The sequence below is a fragment of the Mesorhizobium sp. M1A.F.Ca.IN.020.03.2.1 genome (genome assembly GCF_004023205.1).
Classification (GTDB): domain Bacteria; phylum Pseudomonadota; class Alphaproteobacteria; order Rhizobiales; family Rhizobiaceae; genus Mesorhizobium.
Genome location: NZ_RZSV01000031.1, coordinates 1 through 19,920, shown reverse-complemented (window position 1 = coordinate 19,920; position 19,920 = coordinate 1). Strand labels below are relative to the sequence as shown.

Annotated in this window: 22 protein-coding genes; 12 read left to right on the top strand and 10 right to left on the bottom strand. The window is 64.8% G+C overall.

Translation table 11 applies throughout. The features are described 5' to 3' along the window. The first annotated feature begins 146 nt into the window (after positions 1-146). From EOA79_RS07785 to EOA79_RS07770, 4 genes are read left to right on the top strand one after another with little or no spacing between them, the layout of a single operon-like run. Positions 147-983, top strand: coding sequence for an ABC transporter permease (locus tag EOA79_RS07785; protein WP_245322367.1), 837 nt, complete (start codon positions 147-149; stop codon positions 981-983). Positions 984-996: 13 nt separating this feature from the next. Further along, positions 997-1,839 (top strand): ABC transporter permease, encoded by an 843-nt coding sequence (locus tag EOA79_RS07780; protein WP_082953755.1) that lies wholly within the window; start codon positions 997-999, stop codon positions 1,837-1,839. Then, positions 1,836-2,978, top strand: a complete 1,143-nt coding sequence (locus tag EOA79_RS07775; protein WP_095824592.1) for an extracellular solute-binding protein — start codon at positions 1,836-1,838, stop codon at positions 2,976-2,978. Before EOA79_RS07780 ends, EOA79_RS07775 begins: the two co-directional genes overlap by 4 nt. After that, complete coding sequence (locus EOA79_RS07770) at positions 2,971-4,131, top strand: ABC transporter ATP-binding protein (RefSeq protein WP_095824593.1); 1,161 nt, start codon at positions 2,971-2,973, stop codon at positions 4,129-4,131. Before EOA79_RS07775 ends, EOA79_RS07770 begins: the two co-directional genes overlap by 8 nt. Positions 4,132-4,167: 36 nt before the next feature. Here the strand turns inward: EOA79_RS07770 and EOA79_RS07765 are convergent, their stop codons facing one another. Beyond that, on the bottom strand, positions 4,168-5,148 hold the full coding sequence (locus EOA79_RS07765; RefSeq protein WP_066993111.1) for a GlxA family transcriptional regulator: 981 nt from the start codon (positions 5,146-5,148) through the stop codon (positions 4,168-4,170). Here EOA79_RS07765 and EOA79_RS07760 point away from each other — a divergent pair. Beyond that, the gene (locus EOA79_RS07760; protein WP_348631103.1) at positions 5,084-5,467 is read left to right on the top strand and encodes a proline racemase family protein; all 384 of its coding nucleotides are present in this window, start codon (positions 5,084-5,086) and stop codon (positions 5,465-5,467) included. The two genes, EOA79_RS07765 and EOA79_RS07760, sit on opposite strands and share 65 nt — an antisense overlap. Before the next feature lie 360 nt (positions 5,468-5,827). Here the strand turns inward: EOA79_RS07760 and EOA79_RS07755 are convergent, their stop codons facing one another. From EOA79_RS07755 to EOA79_RS07735, 5 genes are all read right to left on the bottom strand, one after another. Next, on the bottom strand, positions 5,828-6,781 hold the full coding sequence (locus EOA79_RS07755; protein ID WP_095824594.1) for an EamA family transporter: 954 nt from the start codon (positions 6,779-6,781) through the stop codon (positions 5,828-5,830). Positions 6,782-6,918: 137 nt separating this feature from the next. Next, a complete protein-coding gene (locus tag EOA79_RS07750) occupies positions 6,919-7,488 on the bottom strand; it encodes an EF-hand domain-containing protein (RefSeq protein ID WP_245322378.1) in 570 nt (189 codons plus the stop codon). A gap of 135 nt (positions 7,489-7,623) precedes the next feature. Further along, positions 7,624-8,775, bottom strand: a complete 1,152-nt coding sequence (locus EOA79_RS07745; RefSeq protein WP_095824596.1) for an FAD-binding oxidoreductase — start codon at positions 8,773-8,775, stop codon at positions 7,624-7,626. A 24-nt stretch (positions 8,776-8,799) separates the two neighbouring features. Then, on the bottom strand, positions 8,800-10,119 hold the full coding sequence (locus EOA79_RS07740) for an aspartate aminotransferase family protein (RefSeq protein ID WP_095824597.1): 1,320 nt from the start codon (positions 10,117-10,119) through the stop codon (positions 8,800-8,802). Between the two features lie 88 nt (positions 10,120-10,207). Next, entirely contained in the window at positions 10,208-11,698 is a 1,491-nt protein-coding gene (locus tag EOA79_RS07735; protein WP_164748385.1) for a winged helix-turn-helix domain-containing protein, read from the bottom strand. Between the two features lie 175 nt (positions 11,699-11,873). On the opposite strand from EOA79_RS07735, the gene EOA79_RS07730 reads away from it, so the two are divergent. Continuing rightward, a complete protein-coding gene (locus tag EOA79_RS07730) occupies positions 11,874-12,590 on the top strand; it encodes a class I SAM-dependent methyltransferase (protein ID WP_067321804.1) in 717 nt (238 codons plus the stop codon). A gap of 177 nt (positions 12,591-12,767) precedes the next feature. On the opposite strand, the gene EOA79_RS07725 is transcribed toward EOA79_RS07730, so the two are convergent. Further along, a complete protein-coding gene (locus EOA79_RS07725) occupies positions 12,768-13,673 on the bottom strand; it encodes an alpha/beta hydrolase (RefSeq protein ID WP_127335537.1) in 906 nt (301 codons plus the stop codon). A 194-nt stretch (positions 13,674-13,867) separates the two neighbouring features. Here EOA79_RS07725 and EOA79_RS07720 point away from each other — a divergent pair, with 194 nt between their 5' ends. The 4 genes from EOA79_RS07720 to EOA79_RS07705 all read left to right on the top strand — a co-directional run bounded on the left by EOA79_RS07720 (position 13,868) and on the right by EOA79_RS07705 (position 16,445). Then, positions 13,868-15,016 carry an amidohydrolase gene (locus EOA79_RS07720; RefSeq protein WP_095824680.1) on the top strand — a complete coding sequence of 383 codons (1,149 nt, stop codon included), beginning with the start codon at positions 13,868-13,870 and terminating at the stop codon, positions 15,014-15,016. A 192-nt stretch (positions 15,017-15,208) separates the two neighbouring features. Further along, on the top strand, positions 15,209-15,571 hold the full coding sequence (locus tag EOA79_RS07715; protein ID WP_067321824.1) for a VanZ family protein: 363 nt from the start codon (positions 15,209-15,211) through the stop codon (positions 15,569-15,571). Beyond that, positions 15,522-15,860, top strand: a complete 339-nt coding sequence (locus EOA79_RS07710) for a hypothetical protein (RefSeq protein ID WP_095824600.1) — start codon at positions 15,522-15,524, stop codon at positions 15,858-15,860. The genes EOA79_RS07715 and EOA79_RS07710 overlap by 50 nt, the downstream gene beginning before the upstream one ends. Before the next feature lie 15 nt (positions 15,861-15,875). After that, complete coding sequence (locus EOA79_RS07705; RefSeq protein WP_127335538.1) at positions 15,876-16,445, top strand: DNA-3-methyladenine glycosylase; 570 nt, start codon at positions 15,876-15,878, stop codon at positions 16,443-16,445. Between the two features lie 18 nt (positions 16,446-16,463). Here EOA79_RS07705 and EOA79_RS07700 read toward each other — a convergent pair whose 3' ends face one another. Further along, positions 16,464-16,754 carry a DUF982 domain-containing protein gene (locus EOA79_RS07700; RefSeq protein WP_095783366.1) on the bottom strand — a complete coding sequence of 97 codons (291 nt, stop codon included), beginning with the start codon at positions 16,752-16,754 and terminating at the stop codon, positions 16,464-16,466. A gap of 149 nt (positions 16,755-16,903) precedes the next feature. Between EOA79_RS07700 and EOA79_RS07695 the strand changes: the two genes are divergently transcribed. Further along, on the top strand, positions 16,904-17,263 hold the full coding sequence (locus EOA79_RS07695) for a hypothetical protein (RefSeq protein WP_095824602.1): 360 nt from the start codon (positions 16,904-16,906) through the stop codon (positions 17,261-17,263). Positions 17,264-17,355: 92 nt separating this feature from the next. Here the strand turns inward: EOA79_RS07695 and EOA79_RS07690 are convergent, their stop codons facing one another. Beyond that, on the bottom strand, positions 17,356-17,958 hold the full coding sequence (locus tag EOA79_RS07690; RefSeq protein WP_095824681.1) for a cupin: 603 nt from the start codon (positions 17,956-17,958) through the stop codon (positions 17,356-17,358). Positions 17,959-18,175: 217 nt separating this feature from the next. On the opposite strand from EOA79_RS07690, the gene EOA79_RS07685 reads away from it, so the two are divergent. Further along, positions 18,176-18,700: a hypothetical protein gene (locus tag EOA79_RS07685; protein WP_127335539.1), complete on the top strand. Its 525-nt coding sequence runs from the start codon at positions 18,176-18,178 to the stop codon at positions 18,698-18,700. A gap of 61 nt (positions 18,701-18,761) precedes the next feature. Here the strand turns inward: EOA79_RS07685 and EOA79_RS07680 are convergent. Then, positions 18,762-19,920 (bottom strand): arabinose transporter (locus EOA79_RS07680; protein WP_128292955.1); only part of this gene is annotated, 1,159 nt, incomplete at its 5' end.

The following is a 19,920-nucleotide window of genomic DNA, read 5'->3' as shown; positions in this document are numbered from 1 at the left end:
GCTCTCTGGCTCAATCGCCGCCTGTAGACATCGCGCTCCCAATCACCCAATCTGAGCTGCGGGAACAGAAGCGCTTCAAAGAAAGCGCGGACCTTCGGGTGCGCATGAAAAATCGATGGACCTTGTATGATCCACGGCTGGCCTGGATGCTTATCGCGCCGGTGCTGCTGCTCTTGATCTTCTTCCTGGTGCTGCCGATCGCCGTGATGTCGGTCTACACCTTCTTCACCTTCGTCACCGCCGGCGTGGAAACCAGCGCGCTGACAACCGCGAACTGGCACGAATTCCTCACCGACAGCTACTATCACGGCTTCCTGTTGAAGACGCTGCGGGTCGGCGCCATCACCGCGCTGCTCTGCGGCGTGCTCGGCTATTTTCCGGCCTATTTCATCTGGGCGACGAGCTTCAGGCACAAGTGGCTGCTGCTTCTCCTGCTCATCGTGCCGTTCTGGATCAGCTTCACCATCCGCACCTTTTCCTGGATCAACATTCTCGGCGAACAGGGCGTCATCAACGTGGCGCTCATAAAGTTGGGCATTGTCAGCGAGCCGCTGCCGATGCTCTACACCGAGGGCGCGGTGATCATGGGGCTGCTGCATTTCCTGCTGCCCTACATGATCCTCAACGTCTATGTCAGCCTGGAAAGCATCGACCGCACGCTGATTGCGGCAGCCCGCTCGATGGGCTGCACCAGTGCGCAGGCGTTTCGCGAGGTGACGCTGCCGCTTTCGCTGCCCGGCCTCGCGGCCGGCCTGCTGCTCTGCTTCGTGCTTGCCGCCGGCAGCTATGTGACGCCGCAGCTTCTGGGCTCGGGCCGCGACGCGCTGTTCGGCAATCTGATCTACGACACCATCATGAGCGAGCTGAACTGGCCGATGGGCGCCACGCTTTCGATCGTGCTGTTCGTCGTGCTCGGTTTCTTCGCCGCCATCTACACCCGCTACATGGGCATGTCGCAGATCGTCAAAGGCCTTGGAGGATGAGGGGATTGGGCGGATGAAGCCTGCACGCCGGAAAGAGGAAGGCAGATGGGCCTGGCGGCTGACTGGCTTCGTCACGCTCTGCGTCTACATCTTCATGTTCGCGCCGATTGCGGCGACCGTCATCCTGTCGTTCAACGCCTCGATGTTCGGCGGCTTCCCGATGACCGGCTTTTCGCTGCAATGGTACGGCAAGCTGATGGCCAATGAGGCGGTGCTGGCCGCGTTCCGAACGTCGCTGTGGATCGCCCTGGTCACTGCGGCCGCCACCACGGCGATCGGCGTCGTCACCTCGTTCGCGCTGGTGCGTTTCGAGTTCCCCGGCAAGCAGACGCTGAGCACGCTGGTGATCCTGCCGGCGCTGGTGCCCGAAACCATTCTGGGCGTCGGCCTCCTGGTGCTGATCAAGGCGGTCGACCAGCCGCGAACGTTGCTCCTCCTGGTGCTCGGCCATATTCTGCTCGCCGTGCCCTATGTGGTGCTGATCACCCAGGCGCGCATGGTGGGCATCCGGCGCGTCTATGAGGAGGCCGCGCTTTCGCTCGGCGCCTCGCGCTTCTCGTCCTTCCGCGAGATCACGCTGCCGCTGCTCATCCCGGCGGTCGTTGCCGGCGCGCTGCTCGCCTTCACCATCTCGTTCGACAACACCTCGGCCAGCCTGTTCTGGCGGCCGGCCGGCGTCGAGACCATGCCTACACAAATCCTTTCGATGCTGAAGATTTCGATCAGCCCGGAGATCAATGCGCTGGGCACGGTCATGATCCTGGTGACCGTCGGCATCCCGCTGATTGGCGGCATTCTCATGCAAAGCCTGACAAAATTGAGAAGACGAGGCGAACCAAAGGAGGAAGCAAAATGAAACTATCCACCACCAAACGGCTGGAACGGCTGCATGACCGCTACGTGAACGGCGATTTGAGCCGCCGCACCTTTCTGAGCCTGACCGCCGCCGCCGCGGCCTCGGCGGGCCTCTCCATGCCGTGGATGAGCCGCGCGCTCGCCGCGGTCGAGCAGGTGCGCTTCGACGGCTGGGGCGGAACCGTGCAGGAGGCGATCGACAAATACGCCTTCCAGCCCTACACAGCCAAGACCAAGATCAAGGTGGTCCAGGGCACGTTCGGCGACGAGAACGAGATCATCACCAAGATCAAGACGGCGAAGCCAGGCGACTTCCAGATCGTGCATTCGTCCGGCGTCAACTACTACATCAAATACGTCAATGCCGGCATGAACTCGGAGATCAACGAGGCCAACATTCCCAACATGGCGAATGTGCTGCAGCCGATGATCGAGCCGTTCCGCAAGCTGACGCCAAAGCTCTCGGCGGTGCCCTACGACTACGGCACCACCGGCATCGCCTACAACACCAAGGTGATCTCGCCCGAGGAGGCGAAGGAAAAGGGTGCCGGCCTGCTGCTCGACAAGAAATACGCCGGCAAGGTCGGCGGCTATGCCGACATGACCACCCGCGTCTGGTACGCGGCTTTGGCCACCGGACAGGATCCCAACAACATCACAGACATGGATACGATCTGGGCCAAGGTGCGCGAGACGCGCGACCTCGCCAAGAAATTCTGGAGCTCCGGCGCGGAACTGATGGACCTGTTGTCCAAGGGCGAGATCGTGGTGACCGACGCCTGGTCGGGCCGCGTCGCCGCCCTGCAGGATCAGGGCCATCCGATCGGCTATCTCGATCCGGCGGGCTCCTATGCCTGGATGGAGGACATGCTGATCCTGAAAGGCTCGCCGATGACCGAATGCGAAGAGCTGATCAACTTCATGCTCGATCCGGCGACCTCGATCGCGGTGGCCGAGGGCCAGAGCTACCCGCCGTCGCTCGACCCGACCAAGGTGAAGCTAACCGAGAAGATCGAGAAGCTGCCGGCTTTCGACAAGACCGGCTCGATGAAGGCGCTGACCTTCGCCGATCCGGTCTACTGGGCGACCAACGAGGACGCCTGGACCAAGCAGTGGGACAGGATCGCGAAAGGTGCCTGACAGAAGCGAAGCGTCACTCAGCCCCCGGCCGGTCTCGGCCGGGGCACCCGGCACAGCTCCCAACATGAGTGCGGAGCAGCAAGCGGTCGAGTTCCGCGACATCGACATCGCCTATGGCAAGTTCGTCGCGGTGCGCGACTTCTCGCTGTCGATCCGCAAGGGCAGTTTCGTCACCCTGCTCGGGCCGTCGGGCTGCGGCAAGACGACGATCCTGCGCTCCATCGCCGGGCTGGTCGACATTTCGGGCGGCCAGATCATGATCGATGGGCGGCGGGTCGACGACGTGCCGATCTACAAGCGCAACATCGGCCTGGTGTTCCAGAGCTACGCGCTGTTCCCGCACAAGAGCGTGTTCGACAATGTCGCCTTCGGCCTGAAGTATCGCAACGTGCCGAAGCCCGAGATCGCGCGCAGGGTCGGCCGGGCGCTCGACATGGTGCGGCTGCCGGGCAGCGAGAAGAAGCTGCCCTCACAATTGTCGGGCGGGCAGCAGCAGCGCATCGCGCTGGCGCGGGCCATCGTCTTCGAACCGCAGGTGCTGCTGCTCGACGAGCCGCTGTCGGCGCTCGACGCCAACATGCGCGAGGAGATGCGCGTCGAGATCAAGAAGATCCAGAAGGCAACCGGCATCACCGCCATCTTCGTCACCCACGACCAGGAAGAAGCGCTCTCCATGTCGGACCGCATCGTGGTGATGAACGCCGGCTCGGTCGAGCAGATCGGCACGCCGGAGGAAGTCTATGAGCGGCCCGCCACCGCCTTCGTCGCCGACTTCCTCGGCAAGGCCAACATGCTTGCCGGCACCGTCAGCAGATCTGACGGGCAGATAGCGGTGACGCTTGCCGCTGGCCAGACGGTCAACGTGATGTCGCCGCGGCCGCTGGCGCCGGGCAGCAAGATCACCGTGGTGGTGCGGCCGCAGAAACTGTCGGTCGGTCCTGCAGCAGGCGGCAACCGGCTCTCCGGCCGGGTCGTCTCGACCTCCTATCTCGGCGGCAGCGCCATTTACGAGATCGACTTCGGCGGCAAGACGAGCATCCGCGCCAACGCGCCGATCAACGGCCGCATCGTCCGGGAGGGCGAGATCATCGAGGTCGGGTTCGATCCGAGCGGCTGTGTTTTGCTGGACGAGAACGGGCAGCGGATTTCGTAGCCTACCAAGCCCCTGTTCGCATCGGCCTTAAGGAATTCACTGCTTCGCCGCTTGAGCAGCCAAGCGGCCTGGATGCCTGAGGTTGGTCGGCGTGATGCCGGTGTGCTGGCGGAATACCCGGCTGAAGTGCCCGGCATTTTCGAAGCCGCACCTGTAGGCGATGTCGCCTATCTGCAGGTCGCTGCCTTCCAGCAGCGACTTGGCGTAGTGAACCCTGAGCGCCAGGTACGCGGCCATCGGGCTCGTGCCCAGCTCGGTCGCGAAAAGACGCTCGAGCTGGCGCCGGGAGCAATTCAACCGGCTTGCGATCTCGGTGACCGATATCTTTTCCTGCAGGCTGCTTTCCATCAGCAGCAAGGCCCGTTTCACCGCACGGCTCGACGCTTCGGGAAACAGATCGCCGACGGGCTGCACGTCCCGGATGTTGCGGATGCGATCGAGCACGAGGATCTTGGCGGCCTTTTCCGCCGCCTTCTGACCGATGAATTGCGACACGAAATAACCGGCAAGGTCTGCCGCGCCGGTGCCGCCGGCGCATGTCGCGCGGCCGCGGTCGACGGAATAGAGGCTGTCGGCATGCGCATTCACATCGGGGAATTCGGCGCGAAAATCCTTGATGTGGAACCAGCTGACGGCGGCACTGTAGCCGTCCAGCAAGCCATAGCGGGCCAGCACGAAGCTTCCCGTGCACAGCGCGGTTATCGGCACGCCCTTGTCGGCGGCCCGCAGAAGGAAGGCCTCCTTTTCAGCGCTGAGATTGCGGTTGGTGTCGAGCAGACCTCCAACCACGACGACGTTGTCGAAATCCTCCGGATTGCCGATCGCCTTGGTCGGCAGCAATTCGACGCCGCAGCTCGCCCGGATCGGCAGGCCGCGCTCGCCGACGATCTGCCAGTCGAACTCCACCCTGCGGCTGCGATCGCCCTCGTCGCCGGCCAAACGCAGCGTGTCGATGAAAAGCGACAGCGGCGACAAAGTGAAATCGCGCACCAGGAGAAACGCAAACTTCTTGGCCATGCTTTTGCGGACCTCTCCCTTGCGTTATCCGAGGCTCATTCAGACAAGATCGCCGTCCGGGCTGTCATTGTGCCACCGATCCATCCGGTCGGCGCGCATGGCGCAACTTCGCGGCAAGGGCCGCCTGAAAGTCGGCGACAGCTTCCGCCAGGAAAGCCTGATCGGCACTGTCTTCGAGGGCCGTGTCGAGGCGGAGGTTGACGTTGGCCCTTTCAAAGGCATTCGGCCAAGCGTCGGCGGATGGGCGCAAATTATTGGCCACAATACGATCTTTGTGGACGACCGCGATCCGTTGGCCCACGGATTCCAGATCAGGTAGGCGCTTGCTTCGCTGCCTTGTCGTGGCCTCGGTCGTCCGAATGGCCGAGCATGCGAAGCGCACGGCCGATATTTACCTAAGCTGGCCAGTCTGGCCATCGTCCTTAGGGATGCGTTTCAATTGTATTAGCATTAGCGCATATTTCTATCAGCCGGTGCCCTCTTAGCGAAGTCCCCGTACTAGGTCCCCGCCGGTTAGGCCCGGTGGCCCTTGCCTTTCGCCACCAAACCCACAAGGGCTCCGGGCCGCTCCCGTGTCAGGGTGTCGACAGACCGTGTCATTCGAACCCCGAAGGACATCGGGCATGGGCGATCGACCGCGCCGATGCGGTAAACTCTCCTTGCACTTGCCATCACCGGGCTACGCGACGCGAGCCGCATGCGGCTTCAACATCGTGGCAAGCACGATGCCGGCGACGATGAAGGCGGCGCCGAGGAGATCGTAGTCATGCAGGCTCTCGCCGAGCAGCAGATAGGCGAGGATGGCGACGAACATCGTCTGCAGATAGAGGAGCATGCTCGCCCGGCTGGCGCCGAGCGTCGCCACGCTGCGATTGTAGAGATAGTACATCAGGGCGCCGCCCGGGCCCGCCAGATAGGCGAGCGCGAGCCAGCCATGGGCGTTCAAGGCGGAGCGTTCGTCGTTGACCAGTTCCCACAGATGGAAAGGCAGGGCGACGAGCGCGCCGGCGCCGAGCAGGAGCACCACCAGCGGCAACAGCTCGATGCCGAATTTGGACCGGCGCACCAGCACGGTGTAGAGCGCCCAGCAGAACGCGCTGCCGACGATCCACAATTCGCCCAGGTTGAACTGTAGCTGAAGCAGCGCCGCCAGGTCGCCATGCGCGACGATCACCAGCATGCCGGCGAGCGCAACCACCGCGCCGAGCGCCTGCCAAAGCCCGAGCGGCTCGCCGAGCACGAAACGCGCGAGCACCATCGTCATGACCGGAGACAGCGCCATGATGATGCCGGCGGTGGTCGCGTCGGTGTCGGCGAGGCCGCGGTAGATCATGCCCTGGCAGAGCGTCAGGCCGATCGCTCCGACGGCGGCGATCTCCAGCGGCCGGGATTTGAGAAGCGCGATCATCGCGCCGTGATGGCGATGCACGATCGGCAGCAGGATGGCGCAGGCGAGCGCAAGCCGCCAGAAGCAGAGTCCCCAGGGCGGCATTTCCGGCGCCACCCATTTTGCCGCGATATAGACGCCGGCCGACAGCAGCCAGCACAGCACCGCGGCCGGATAGCCGGAGAGCGAAGGTATCGAGGCGGCGGCGGACTGTTCGGCCGGATGAGCTATCGGCACCGCCTGCATGTCATGCCCCCGTTCAAAGAACGTCAGCGCCCAAGGATGGCGGCAATATATCTCAATCCCGGGCCGTCACATATATGCGCTTCCATGGACAGCGGCGGCCAAGATGCCTCGCTCTGGCTGGATGTGCTTCGGCGCCGCTACCGCATGCGCCCGCCACCGGAGCCATGCATGAACGACTGCAGCTCGTCCAGGTCGAGGCTGCCGTCGCCATCCTCGTCGGCGGCGTTGAAGATCCTGCCGACGATATCCTGAACTTCGCCCTGCGACAGTGCGCCGTCGCCGTCGGCATCCACTATCGCGAACATGACCTGCATACGGGCGCGGTGCATCATGCGCGGTCCCATCCGATCAGGTCTGCCAGCCATTCTGTCGCCGTCGCGCCGCGCTTGTCTGTCTTCGCGGTGCCAACGTCCGCCATGCCGGGGTCCCTGTTCAGCCGAACGATCTTCCTGCAGCTTCTCCTGGAGCGCGTCGTCGATCATCTGGCGGATCACCTCGCGCGTCGGACCTGCGGGTTGGGCGTTGGTTTCCGGTGTCGCGGTCGGTCCGGGCTTCTGCGGAATGGGCGTGGGCTCCGGCGCAGCACTTGTCTGGGCAAGGACCGGGAAGCTCATGAAAAGCAAGGCAGCAGCGGCGGCTGTGGTTCTGTACGGAAGTTTCATCGGGTTCTCCCTTGAGCTGTGACTGTCTCTCAAACTGAGATGCACAACCAACCTGCTCTCGATCCGATGGTTCCGCGCGAAGCGCCGACGGCCCAAGAAGTGTTTCGAGCCTGCAGAATGCCGGCGCGCTCCTAGGCGCGTGACACGGACTTCGACATCCCGCCAAGCTCCATCGCTCAATCACCTAAGAGCAATGTTTCGCGCTGCCGACGGCAGCAGGCTCTCGGTGCCGGGCGCGGAAACCGGGGCGCCGTGAAGAACCCAGTCGGCCGCGATCTGCCCGATCACCGGGGCCAGCTGGATGCCGTAGCCGCCGGCGCCGGCGGCGGTCACCAATGTCGGCTCGGAAGCATCGATCGGGCCGACGAAGGGGCGATGGTCGGCGGTCACGGGGTAAAGGCCGGCCCAGCCCCGGCCAAGCCGCGCGCCCGGCAGGTCCGGCAGCCGCTCGAGGAGAAGCTCCGCCAGTCTGACCTTCGATCGTTCGTCGCACTGGTCGTTGTAATTGTCGGGATCCTCCGGCGCGAGCGAGTCCACCTTGTGGATCTCGGCGATCAGTTCGGTGCTTTTCTCATGGCGGAAATTGAGGCCGCTGCCTTCGCCGTTCACCAGGTCCATGACCATCGGCATCGTGTAGCCGAGCGGCTCGTCGAGATGGATGACGACCGCCTCGTGACGCTCGGGCCAAATGTGCAGACGCTGGCCGAAGAGTTCGGCGACCTGAGGCGCCCAGGCTCCTGCCGCATTGACCACGACATCGCAATCGATCGGATCGCCGCTGGTCTCCAGCGTGTAGCTGCGCGCTCGCCGCCTTACCCCGAGCAGCTTGCGATACTGACGGATTTCGCCGCCCTGGGTGCGGACCGCCTGCGCCAGGAAAGTGCACATCTCGTGAGGGTCGAGGAAGCCATTGTCGGGCCCGAACAGCCCACCCTCCAGGCCATCCGGGTCGATGTGCGGCACGAGTTCCGCGAGTTCGTTCGCACGATAGAGTCGCGAGCGCAGGCCGGCCGCTTCCTGAAGTTCCACCGACTTTGCAAACAGCTCCATCTGCTTCTGCGTGCGCGCCAGCCGCAGGTAGCCGATATGGTTGAAGCCAAGCCCCTGGCTCTCCCATTGGCGGAAGCGGCGCAGCGCATGAACGCGAAGCATGATCTCGAACGGATCGGTAAATTGCGATCCGACCACGCCAACCGACCTGCCGCTCGATCCGGAGGCGATCGACTGGCCTTCGAGCACGGTTACGCGCGCGCCCTGTTCGACAAGGTGGAGGGCCGAGCACAAACCCAACGTGCCGGCGCCGATCACCACCACATGAGGAGAAGCTGTCATCCGTGATCCTCCTGTCGGCCTGTCTCAGGACTGGCGAGCGATCTCGCCCAGGGTCTCGTCGATCGCCTGCAGAATGGCGCGGGCGTCCGCCTCGGTCATCGGTGTCGACAGCGCGAACAGGCCATAGCTGGCCGACAAGACGCCGCGGCCAAGCAAGCCCTTGTGGAAGGCATCGAGCTTCCTGCGTTCGGCCTGGCCGGGATAGACGGAGCGGTAATCCGTGACGGGATGCGACGTGAAATGGACCTTGAAGAGCGAGCCCAGGCCGACGCATTGGCCGGCAAGACCATGCTTGCCCAATGAGGCGGCGATGCCGTCGCGCAACAAAGCGCCGAGGCGATCGAGGTGGGCAAAGCTTTCCCTGGTCAGCGCCCGCATCGCGGCCAGCCCGGCGCGCATCGTCACCGGATTGGCGGTGAAGGTGCCGCCATGCGGCAAAGCGGGCTTGCCCTGGGTCGGATCGAACACCGCCATGATGTCGGCCCGGCCGCCGACGGCACCCACGGGAAAGCCTCCGCCGATGATCTTGCCCAGCGCCGTCAGGTCGGGCTCGATGCCCCACAGCCCCTGCGCGCCCGAATAGCCGAGGCGGAAGGAAATCACCTCGTCGAAGATGACCAGGGCACCCGCCGCATGGGCGATCTCGACCATGGCGTGCAGGTAATCCTGCCGCGCCGGAATGAGGCCGGCGCGGTTCGGCATGGGATCGATCAGCACGCCGGCAATGGTATCGCGCTCAGCGGCGAAGACCGCGCGCAGCGCTTCGCTGTCGTTGAACGGCACGGCGATCACATCGTCCAGCACCCCGCGCGGCGTGCCCCTCGCATAGGGCGTGGAATTCGGCATGTCTCCCCAATTGGCGGGAGTACTGTCAAGGCTGACTTCGGCGAAGTCGTAGGAGCCGTGATAGGCGCCCTCGATCTTGACGATTTTGGGCCGTCCGGTGAAGGCGCGCGCGGCCTTGATGGCCATCATCACCCCCTCGGTCCCGGAGTTGGCGAAGCGGATCCGGTCGACCGAGGGCAAGCGCTCGACCAGCAGCTCGGCAAGCTCGATCTCGCTGACCGTCGGCGCACCGAAGGCCGTGCCGAACGGCAGCTGGTCGATCACCGCGCCGGCCACATCCGGTTGCGTGTAGCCATGGATCATCGAGGTGAAATTGTTGATGCAGTCGTAATAGACGTTGCCGTCCACATCCCAGACCCTGCACCCCTCGCCTCGCGAGGCATAGATCGGAAACGGATCGACAAAGACCGTGGTGCGCGTGTTCCCGCCCGGCATCACCTTCCTGGCACGTTCGAACAGGGTCTTCGACAGGGGCATTGCGTCTGGATAGTGCGGCATGGTTCGATCGTATGGCTTTGTTGGCGCAGTGCGCAATCGGCCAGGCGAGGCCTGCGACGTGACCACCAAGACCCAATTGAAGCCAAAGCTAGGCCAACCCCGCCATGCGAAGTCCGCTGATGTAGAGAGCGCGCTTTTCGGGCCTGACGATGGGGTGGTGCTCGTCGACCCAGGCCACCGAGAGGTTCGGCTGTAGCCGCAGGGCCTCCTTCAACGCCGCGGCGGCGGTGGCGACATCGCCGGCAAGGGCAGCCGTCGCCGCATAAGTCCGCCAAGCGGTGCCGAAAGCCGGCCGAAGCTGAACGGCCCGGCGCTCCAGATCGGCCGCCACATCGAACCGTCCCGCGGTGAAGTGGCAGATACCCATGGTGGAAAAGATCGCCGCCTGAATGAAATCCCGCGGGCTGAGCCGCGCGGCAATCGCCAGGTGATGCAAGCCATCCTCCGCCATGTCGCCATAGCCATAGGTGGAACCCAGAATGCAGTGCGCGAGCGAGAGCCCAGGATTGCGTTCGATCGCCTCCAGCAATTCGTCTACCGCCGAGCGAAAATTTCGCGACACCATGTGAACATAGCCGGCCGAAAGATGCGCCCAGGGATCGTCCTGATCGCGCACGACCGCCGCTTGTGCCCTCGTCAAAGCGGAGGCCAACAGCTCACGGGGTTTCGGCGTCAGGCCAAGCGCTGCCCGCGCGCCGGTCGTCCAGGCAAGAAGGCTGTTGGCGCGGGCATAATCGGGATCGATCTCAAGCGCCTTGACGAGCAGACCCTCGGCCATGTCGAGGTCTTTCTCGGATCCCCACGTCCAGACATGGGGCATGGCCTTCATCACAAAGCCCCAGGCGTCGAGCCTCTCGGCGGGACGGCTATGCAGGCGCAGACGCTCGGCTTCGTAAAGCTGAGGCTCGATCGAAGCCATAACCTTGTGGGTGATCTGGTCTTGCAACGCCAGGAAATCGCCGCTCTCGACATCGAAGCGTTCCGCCCACACCTGCGTACCCGCGCTGGCATCGCTCAGCGTCGCCGTGATCCTCAGGGCCTGCCCGGACTGGCGCACGCTGCCCTGCAGGACGTAGCGGACTTTCAGCTCGCGGCGCAGGCGATCGAGCTCGATGTGCTGCGGGTCATAGGCAAAGGAAGAACTCCGGTCACGCACATGCAGACCTCGCAACCGCGACAGGCCGGTGATGATGTCCTCCGACAGGCCGTCGGCAAAGTAGGACTTTTCGGGATCGTCGCCGATCAGGCGAAAACGGGTCACCGCGATCGACGGCCCCTCGTCCGCTTCGGCTGCACCGTTTCGCGTATCGCTTGCGTCAAGCCGCACCTCGCCGGTCAGCCGGTAGCCCACGCGCGCGACCGACAGGATCGAATGCGAGGCGTCGGGCCCCTCGCCCAGGACCTTGCGCAAGGCGGCGATCTGCACCGACAGGTTGCCCTCCTCGACCGCCAGTCCGTTCCAGGCTGCATCGAGCAGTTCGTCCTTACCGACCACGACTCCGGCCGAGCGCAGCAGGCGCTCCAGAAGCAGCATGGCCCGGTAGCCTACCGAAATCGGCACTCCGCGTCGGTAAAGCATTCCCGCTCCCGCATCGAGCAAGAAAGGACCAAAACTGTAGCGCCGCTCCTCCATCAGCTCACGCTAATGCAATGAGGCGTTTTTTGGAAGTTTTCGGAAGTTTTAGCACCTCGGTTCGCTACATTTAGCGGCCCGCATTTCACCTTGATTGCTCCTGACCGAGAGGAGCGATCCCATGACTGCCGCCACCAAGATCGAAGTTGCCGTGCCCCCCTCTGCCCTGTTCCAAGAAATGTGGGGCATCTATCGCAAGGTTCTGGACAACAACTACCTGTTTCACCGTGAAGCTTATGCGGTGCTTCGCCAGTTGCTGCAAAACCAACGCCCTGGCTTCTCTTTCCTGGACCTTGCATGCGGAGACGCCTCGTTCAGTGCGGCTGCCTTGGAGGGCTTGCCCGTCGGTCGCTACGTCGGCATCGACCTGTCGCGGACAGCGCTCGATGAGGCAACCGCCAATGTCGCCGGTCTGTCATGCGCCGCCGAACTGCGGCGCGGGGAATTCGTAGAGTGGCTGACCGCCTCGGAGGAGCCTGTCGACTTCGCCTGGATCGGCCTGTCCTTGCACCATTTACGCTTCGACAAAAAACTCGAGGTCATGCACCAGCTGCGGCGCCTTGTCGGCCCATCCGGGACACTTCTGGTCTACGAGAACACATGCAAAATGTGGGAGAGCCGGGCCGGCTGGATGAGACGATGGGAACGGCAGCGCAAAGATTTTTCAGCGCTCAGCAGCCTCGAATGGCTGCTGCTCGCCACCCACGTGCATAGCATGGATTACCCTGAGACGGCGTCTTCCTGGCGGAATCTTGGCCGGCGGGCCGGCTTCCGCGAGGTGCGTGAGCACTACAGGAGTCCTTCGAACCTATTCCGGTTGTTCAGCTTCAAGGCTTAGCGGCTCGCGGCCGACAACTTCGCGTCGACGAGCCGGGCTCGGCGAACTCACACGCGAACCAAAGCTCTACCTGAATGGTCGAAATGCAGGGCGCGAGTGGGCGGGACATCGAGCTGCCAGGCGCGGCATCAAAGCGGTCAGGTCGGGAACATGCCAATCCTGCCTGGCCGCCGGTGGCTACACAAATTCGCGGGCAAAGCTGCCCGCGCTCAGAAGCGCGCGCCGTCCGGCGCTCAATTGCGCATTCCAGACCGGCCAGGCATGAATCATATGCGGCCAGATTTCGAGGCGTGCCTCGACGTCCGCTATGCCGGCGGCCTCGGCGAGCCGCGTCGCGTCCGACAGCAGCGATTCGGCGGAACCGACCTGGATCAGCATTGGAGGAAATCCGGTCAGATCGGCAAACAAGGGCGAGATCAGCGGATCGCGCCGATCCACACCATGGGGAACATAGGCGCCCGCCAGTTCCTCCAGATAGGCCCGGTGGATGATGGGGTCGATCGCGTCCTTGGCTGACAATGTCGTGCCGGACATCGAAAGATCCGTCCAGGGCGAGACCAGCCAAAGGCAGCCCGGCAATCGCTCGCCCGCCGCGCGCAACCGGCCGACCAGTGACAGGCTGAGATTGCCGCCGGCACTGTCTCCGCCGACAACGATGCGATCCGGCGCGATCCCTTGCTCGGCGAGGAAGCGCCACGCCGCGAGCGCGTCTTCGTGCTGCGCGGGAAAGGGATGTTCCGGCGCGCGCCGATAGCCGACCGCAAGCGTGCGCATTCTCATTGCCCGGCCGGCCTCTGTCACCATTCGACGATGGCTTGTGATCGAGCCGGAGCAGTAACCGCCACCATGGAAGAAGAGCAGCACCTTGTCCGTGTCGGACCCGGGCGCCAAGGACCACTCGGACGCGAGGTCGTTGAAAGTCACCGCCTCGCATCGGATATCGGCCGCGACCGGCGAGGACGAGCCGACCTCGTCGAGCCGCGCCCGGCGTTCGTCCCAGCCCACCGGCCGCGGCTTCGACGCCAGCAAGGCGCGAATTGCGTTGATTTCCTTTAGATCGAGGTTTTCGCCCGCACCGCTCATTTCTACGCCCCGACCAAGCGCGCCGCGACTAGTAGCGCTTTGAGCTTTGGCAACGGAAATCGTTGGGATAGTCGCTGGATGTGTCAAGCTGCGTCAGCGAATTCGCCCATGGACTATTTGAATTGATCGGCATGGCACGGCGCGAGCAGAACCCTATTGTGTTTGTGTTAGCTGCAAACCACGCGGAGACGAACGTGACCCTGACCAACCGAGACCTGGTCGAGCTGACGGAATGGCGGCGCAAGCTGCATCGGCAGCCGGAAATCTCCAACGAAGAGGAGAATACGGCGAAGGAGGTCGTCGACTTCCTCGCCGATACCGGGCCGGACAAGGTGCTGACCGGGCTCGGCGGCCATGGCGTGGCGGCGGTCTATGACAGCGGGCAAGCCGGGCCGACGGTGCTGTTTCGCTCCGAGCTCGACGCGCTGCCGATCCATGAGCTTTCGGGCGTCGCGCATGCCTCGCAGGTGCCGGGCAAGTCGCATATGTGCGGCCATGACGGGCACACAGCGATCCTGGCTGCGCTCGGCCGCCAGTTCGGGCGCCAGAGGCCGGCGCGTGGCCGCGTGGTGCTGATGTTTCAGCCGGCGGAAGAGACCGGCAATGGCGCGGCGCGCGTCGTCGCCGATCCGCGCTTTTCCGAGATCCACCCTGACTTCGCCTTCTCGCTGCACAATCTGCCGGGCGTGCCGTTCGGCGAAGTGCGGCTCAAACCCGGCGTCGTGAACTGCGCCTCGCGCGGCATGCGGATCGTGCTCGAAGGCAAGACCGCGCATTCCTCCATGCCCGAGACCGGCAGCTCGCCGATGCTGGCGGTCAGTGAGTTGATGCCTCAATTGCCGGCGCTCGGGCGCGGCACCTTTGCCGACGACGATTTCGCTATGGTCACCGTCACCCATTGCTCGATGGGCGAAGCGGTGTTCGGCATTGCGCCCGGCTACGCCGAGGTGTGGGCGACCCTGCGCACCCGCCGCGACGAGCGCATGGCGGAGTTGGTTGCAGCGGCGGAGGCGCTGGCGGCAAGAATCGCCGCCCAACACGGCCTTTCCGTCCGCCACGACTATCACGAGATTTTCGTGGCCAGCGTCAACGCGCCGGACGCTGTGCAGCATCTCGAGCGCGCGCTCGACGAGGAAGGCGTGTCGCGCGGCGAGGAAGCCTTGCCGATGCGCGCCTCGGAGGATTTCGGCATCTTCGGCCACAGCGCCAAGTCGGCGATGTTCTTCCTCGGCGCCGGCGAGCGCTACCCGGCGCTGCACAATCCCGACTACGATTTCCCGGACGACCTGATCCCGATCGGTTCGAAGATCTTCATGCGCGCGGCGCGCAATCTGCTGGGGTGAGCGGGCTGGAAAGGAGGCGCATTCTCCGGCCGGAATTGCGTCGGTCCAGAGAGACAGGGCAGTTCACCTTTTCCATGAAACGCTGAACTGAGACGGTGCGCAGGGCCGGCCGGACAGCTTTCGCTGGCGGTTTGCGTGTGCCGCGTAGCGCCCTGTATTGTTATGCCGGCTTGCCGCTTGTATGAGCGGGGAATGACCTCGATCTCCCGTCTTACCGCCCTCGTGCTGCTGGCGGCCATCACGTTTGCCACCCTCTCACCCGTCCAAATGCGCCCGCATCTCGGTGAGGCGAACATGGAACGCGCACTGGCCTATGCCCTGTTCGGCCTTGCCTTGGCCTTCGGATTCCGCGCCCGCCTGATGCACGCAATGCTGTTTGTCTGCGCCGCGGCCGGCCTATTGGAATTGCTGCAGGCGGTCGATCCCGGCCGGCATGCCCGGCTCCAGGATGCGCTCGTGAAAGCGGCGGCCGGGCTCATTGGGATTGCCTTGGCGCGGATTGTGTTTGCCGTCGCGAGCAGGGCCGTCGATCGTTCGGCAGGTCCGAGGATTTGAATCCCGGCACGGCAGCGCAGGCAATAGCCGCGCGGAACCCGCTTGGGGTTCTTCGCTGGCGCGGCGCTATCGCGCGGAAAAGGTCCGCGAGGTCGGCGACCGGATCATCAAAAACCAGCTGGCGCGGCACCGGCGCGAGATCGCGCCCGACCTCGATCTGCGCGATGCGGCGGCGCTCATCGAGACGCTCCTGGAGAACGTGGTCCACCGCGCCATCGAACGGCACCCGGCCAGCGTCGCCAGCGAACGCGCGATGGGCCAGTGCCGCAGGATGATTATGGCTATCTGACGAGCGTTGACCGCCATGCCGCCTAGCACTCACGCCGACCAGCACCACAATTTCTTCGCGCGCGAAGCCGTCACGGTGGCGCGCGCCTTGATCGGCGCGCGGCTCGGCCTCGCCGGCGTCGGCGGCATCATTGTCGAGACCGAGGCCTATCGCCCCGACGATCCGGCCTCGCACAGCTATCGCGGCCGCACGCCGCGCAACGCGCCGATGTATGGCGCCCCCGGCACGGCCTATGTCTATCGCTCCTACGGCTTGCATTGGTGCCTGAATGCGGTGTGCCTGCCGGGCAGCGCGGTGCTGATCCGCGCGATCCAGCCGCAGTCCGGCATCGCCGCCATGCGCGAAAGGCGGGGAACCGACGATGACAGGCTGCTCTGCTCCGGCCCGGGCAAGCTCTGCCAGGCGATGGGTGTCGACGGCTCGCATAACGGCCTGTCGCTCATCGCGCCGCCCTTCGAGTTTGCCGCCTCGGAAACCAACGCGGCCGCCATCCTGAGCGGACGCAGGATCGGCATCACGAAGGGCGTGGAGGCGCAGTGGCGGTTCGGCCTCGGCGGTTCGCCTTATGTCAGCCGGAAGTTTTGACAGATCGATAGCGATCGATCACGCCGCCATCCATTCCTGCGCGGCACGCGCCGCGGCCAGTTCCATTGCTTCGGCAGCGAGAATGCCGCGCGACCTCGCGAACGCTTCGAAGGCGACGCGTGCGGCTTCGGCATCCTGTTCACCCGCGACCGCCGCCCGGCACAGCGCGAGGGTCGTTGCGTAGGTCGGGCTGCGGCTGCCCGTCCATTCGTCGAGAAACTGATAGGCCTCGAAGACGGTGTTTATCTCGCGCGGAAAGCCGAGCCCGACGAAGATTGCGACGGGCTGAGAGAAACGCTTGGCGGGCATTGGTGTGGGCTCCATGAGGTAAGCTGCTTCGACAACGCGCGTCCCGCAGGCCGGTTGCAGCTCGAAAGCGATTTTGGTTCCCGTCGACGGATGCTTGCCCGAAGCCTCCGTGTGTGTTTTCTCGCCCGCACATTAGGAAAGGCTTGCGGATGCGAATCGCAATGATCCTCGCGCTCAGCGCGGCGCTGGCTGGATGCGTGACCTCTCCGGTCGACTACGGAGCGAAGCTGTCGCAGCAGGACCCGAAATGGGCCTCGCCGGACTGCCAGCAGGCCCGCATTGCGGCCTCGGACTACGACGCGCGCGAAAAGGAGCACCCCGGCTGGGGTTTTGGCGTGCTGCTCGGCCCGTACAGCATGGGGATGGTGGCAGCCGTGAAGGAGCATGAGCAGCAACAGCGACGGCTTCTTGCCCGCCAGGTGCACCTGCAATGCTCCAGCCAGCCGTTGCCCAAGGAGCTGGATTTCGATCCGGCAACCTACGCGCCGACGAAGACGCAATATCCGTAGGCGAAAGCGCGCCGCTACGCCTGCAAATCGGCGGCCGCTGTTTCTTGTTGAAGGCGCAGGTGGGGATGGCCACGCTTGATGGATGCTTGCATTCAGCGTTCGCCCCACGCCTTCAGCAATGGTCCGTCGCGGCCATAGACCGGGTCGTTGCGCGGCCGGCTCACCTTCGGGATCATGCGTAGCGCTTCCGCGTGCTGCTCGGGCTTGGTGCATTCGTCATAGGTGCCGGAGGGCGGATAGGCGCCGACGACGAGGAAATCGTCGGAAGCCGAGAGCCGCTGGTGACCGGTGCCGGCCGGCAGGACCGCGACGTCGCCGGCCTTGACCGTGAGCGCGCGGCCCTTGTCGCCGCCGAAGCGCACCTTGGCCGTGCCGCGCGCAATGCCCAGCACCTCATGGATGCGCGAGTGGTAGTGGACATAGTCGTAGATGCCGTTGCGCCAGCTGCCGCCCCAGCCATTCGCCTTGAATAGCTCCTCGAAGACGGCTGCCGGATCGAGATCGTCCGGCAACGTCACGGCGCCGCGGTAAACGATCAGCGGCCACGACGGATGGTTCGGAACCAGGCCGTCGTCCTTGAAGCGGAACGCATTGGCTTTCCTCTGCCTTACCAGATCCGCGAGCCTGGACGTGCCCGGTCTTGCGATCCCAGTCAGCTTCTCCGCTGCTTTCTTGATGCTCTCGACAATGCTCAAAGCCGGGCCCTCCATAAGTGCCGCTTGCACGCCTTGCGACCTCGGCCGACCGAACTCAACCCGTGGGGACAGCCTTGGTTCCAGAGGTTGGCGACGCCCGCTCGTCACGAGCGACCCCCATTGCTTCCCGGCATCGCAGCGGTCAAGCTGCGGGAGGTTGCCGGCATCCCATGCGCGACGCTGGCAATGGCCGCGCGCCCTTCCCGAGGAGTTCAAAATGCGTGCATTTTGCCTTTCGACCATCGGCGTTTTCGTTTCGGTGCTGCTTGCGGCATCCGCCTTCCCGGTCCTCGCTTCAGGCAGCGCGGCGAAGGGCCAAAATCTCCATCGACTGTGCCGCCAGGTGAAGAACGACGATACGATCCGCGCCTACTCGCACGAGCTCTACGGCGGCACGGTCAAGGCGTTCAGGAAGCTCTTTCCGGACGCCAAGGGCGCGCCGGCGGAATCGGAACTGCAGGCGCAGGCCAACTACCGCTGCATGAACGGCAAGGTGCTGGCCTGCTTCGTCGGGGCAAACCTGCCCTGCGCCAAAATGAACGCCGCGCGCGACAATCCCGGCGCGGACGAATTCTGCAGGACCAACCCGAATGCCGACGTCGTGCCAGCCTTCGCGACCGGTCACGACGCGCTCTATTCCTACAAATGTCTGGACGGCAAGGCGGTGGTGACCGGCGAGACCTGGGTGCTCGACAAGCGCGGCTTTGCCGCCCGGTTGTGGGCCGAAGTGCCCCGGCACTGAGGCTGACCGAAGAGCCGATCTGACGACCTGCAGAGACGGCTTAGCGGCGGCGCGCTTTCCGTTACATCCTTGCCCGGGCTGACCTGCGGCGAAGCAAGAGCGCGATGGCCAAAGCCGGAAGTGCCGCCGCGGCGGCGGCGAGGAAGACGAACCGCAGCCCGGCGGACGCGGCGATCAGGCCGAGCGCCGGGCTGCCGAAGCCGAGCGCCACGTCGAGAAAGACGGTGTAGAGTCCCATGGCAAGGCCGCGGCTGCTTGCGGGGAGATGGGCGACCGCCTCGGTGCCGAGGCCCGGATAGACCAGCGAGTAGCCGAGCCCGGTCAGGCCCGCTCCGATTACCGCGACGAGCGGCCCCGGCGCCAGCCAGATCGATAGAAGGCCCGCCGCCTCGACCACCACGAAGATGGCGGCGACGCGGGCGCCGCCGAGACTGTCCGGCAGGTGGCCGAAGCACAGCCTTGCCGCGATCAGCGATGCCGCATAGGCGGTGAAGGGAAGCCACACCGGATGCCAGCCGCGCTCGGCAAAGAGCAGCGCTGCGAAGGACAGGATCGCGCCATAGCCGAGGCTGCTGAGGGCTGCTCCGACGCCCGGAAGCCAGACCGCTTGCGCGACGCTCGTCCAGGACTGCCGCGCGGCGCTGCCGGCGGCCTTGACGCGGCGCATCGGTAGAGTGGCGAGCAGTGTTGCAAGGGGCAGGACCATTGTGGCAAGAGCGATCGCGGCGAAGCCCCCGGCTTCATAGAGCGCGGACCCGATCGGCGCGCCGAGCGCCAGCGCCGCGAACATTGCCATGCCGATCCAGGCGATGACCTTGCCGGAGTTCTGTCCGCCGGCAAGCGCCAGGCCCCAGGCGACGCCGCCGGTGATGATGAAGCTCTCGGCCGCGCCCAGCACGGCCCTGCCGACGAAGAGCACCGTCGCGGACGCGGTCGGCTGAGCGAGCAAGGCCAGCGAGCCGAGATAGATAAGCCCGGCCAGCGCGGCGGCGACAAGGCCGACCACGACGGCGCGCTTGCCGCCACGCAGATCAGCATAGTTTCCGGCACCAATGCGCGACAGCAGCGAGGCGACGAACTGGCTGCCCGTCACCAGCCCGACGGCGAACGGGCCGAAGCCGAGCCTGTCATGCAGATGCAGCGGCAGGACGGGCAGCGCCAGGCCGATGAGCAGGAAGCCGGCAAAGATCGCCGCCATGAGCGGGCCCAATCTCGCCATC

What these genes read in the sequence shown, in the direction of transcription:
- EOA79_RS07740 (WP_095824597.1), bottom strand. Translation starts at nt 10,119, where the DNA reads ATGCCGCACTATCCAGACGCAATGCCCCTGTCGAAGACCCTGTTCGAA.
- EOA79_RS07715 (WP_067321824.1), top strand. Translation starts at nt 15,209, where the DNA reads ATGACCTCGATCTCCCGTCTTACCGCCCTCGTGCTGCTGGCGGCCATC.
- EOA79_RS07705 (WP_127335538.1), top strand. Translation starts at nt 15,876, where the DNA reads ATGCCGCCTAGCACTCACGCCGACCAGCACCACAATTTCTTCGCGCGC.
- EOA79_RS07760 (WP_348631103.1), top strand. Translation starts at nt 5,084, where the DNA reads ATGAAAAGCGACAGCGGCGACAAAGTGAAATCGCGCACCAGGAGAAAC.
- EOA79_RS07780 (WP_082953755.1), top strand. Translation starts at nt 997, where the DNA reads ATGAAGCCTGCACGCCGGAAAGAGGAAGGCAGATGGGCCTGGCGGCTG.
- EOA79_RS07700 (WP_095783366.1), bottom strand. Translation starts at nt 16,754, where the DNA reads ATGCCCGCCAAGCGTTTCTCTCAGCCCGTCGCAATCTTCGTCGGGCTC.
- EOA79_RS07765 (WP_066993111.1), bottom strand. Translation starts at nt 5,148, where the DNA reads ATGGCCAAGAAGTTTGCGTTTCTCCTGGTGCGCGATTTCACTTTGTCG.
- EOA79_RS07755 (WP_095824594.1), bottom strand. Translation starts at nt 6,781, where the DNA reads ATGCAGGCGGTGCCGATAGCTCATCCGGCCGAACAGTCCGCCGCCGCC.
- EOA79_RS07775 (WP_095824592.1), top strand. Translation starts at nt 1,836, where the DNA reads ATGAAACTATCCACCACCAAACGGCTGGAACGGCTGCATGACCGCTAC.
- EOA79_RS07725 (WP_127335537.1), bottom strand. Translation starts at nt 13,673, where the DNA reads ATGAGCGGTGCGGGCGAAAACCTCGATCTAAAGGAAATCAACGCAATT.
- EOA79_RS07685 (WP_127335539.1), top strand. Translation starts at nt 18,176, where the DNA reads ATGCGTGCATTTTGCCTTTCGACCATCGGCGTTTTCGTTTCGGTGCTG.
- EOA79_RS07735 (WP_164748385.1), bottom strand. Translation starts at nt 11,698, where the DNA reads ATGCTTTACCGACGCGGAGTGCCGATTTCGGTAGGCTACCGGGCCATG.
- EOA79_RS07695 (WP_095824602.1), top strand. Translation starts at nt 16,904, where the DNA reads ATGCGAATCGCAATGATCCTCGCGCTCAGCGCGGCGCTGGCTGGATGC.
- EOA79_RS07785 (WP_245322367.1), top strand. Translation starts at nt 147, where the DNA reads ATGCTTATCGCGCCGGTGCTGCTGCTCTTGATCTTCTTCCTGGTGCTG.
- EOA79_RS07730 (WP_067321804.1), top strand. Translation starts at nt 11,874, where the DNA reads ATGACTGCCGCCACCAAGATCGAAGTTGCCGTGCCCCCCTCTGCCCTG.
- EOA79_RS07745 (WP_095824596.1), bottom strand. Translation starts at nt 8,775, where the DNA reads ATGACAGCTTCTCCTCATGTGGTGGTGATCGGCGCCGGCACGTTGGGT.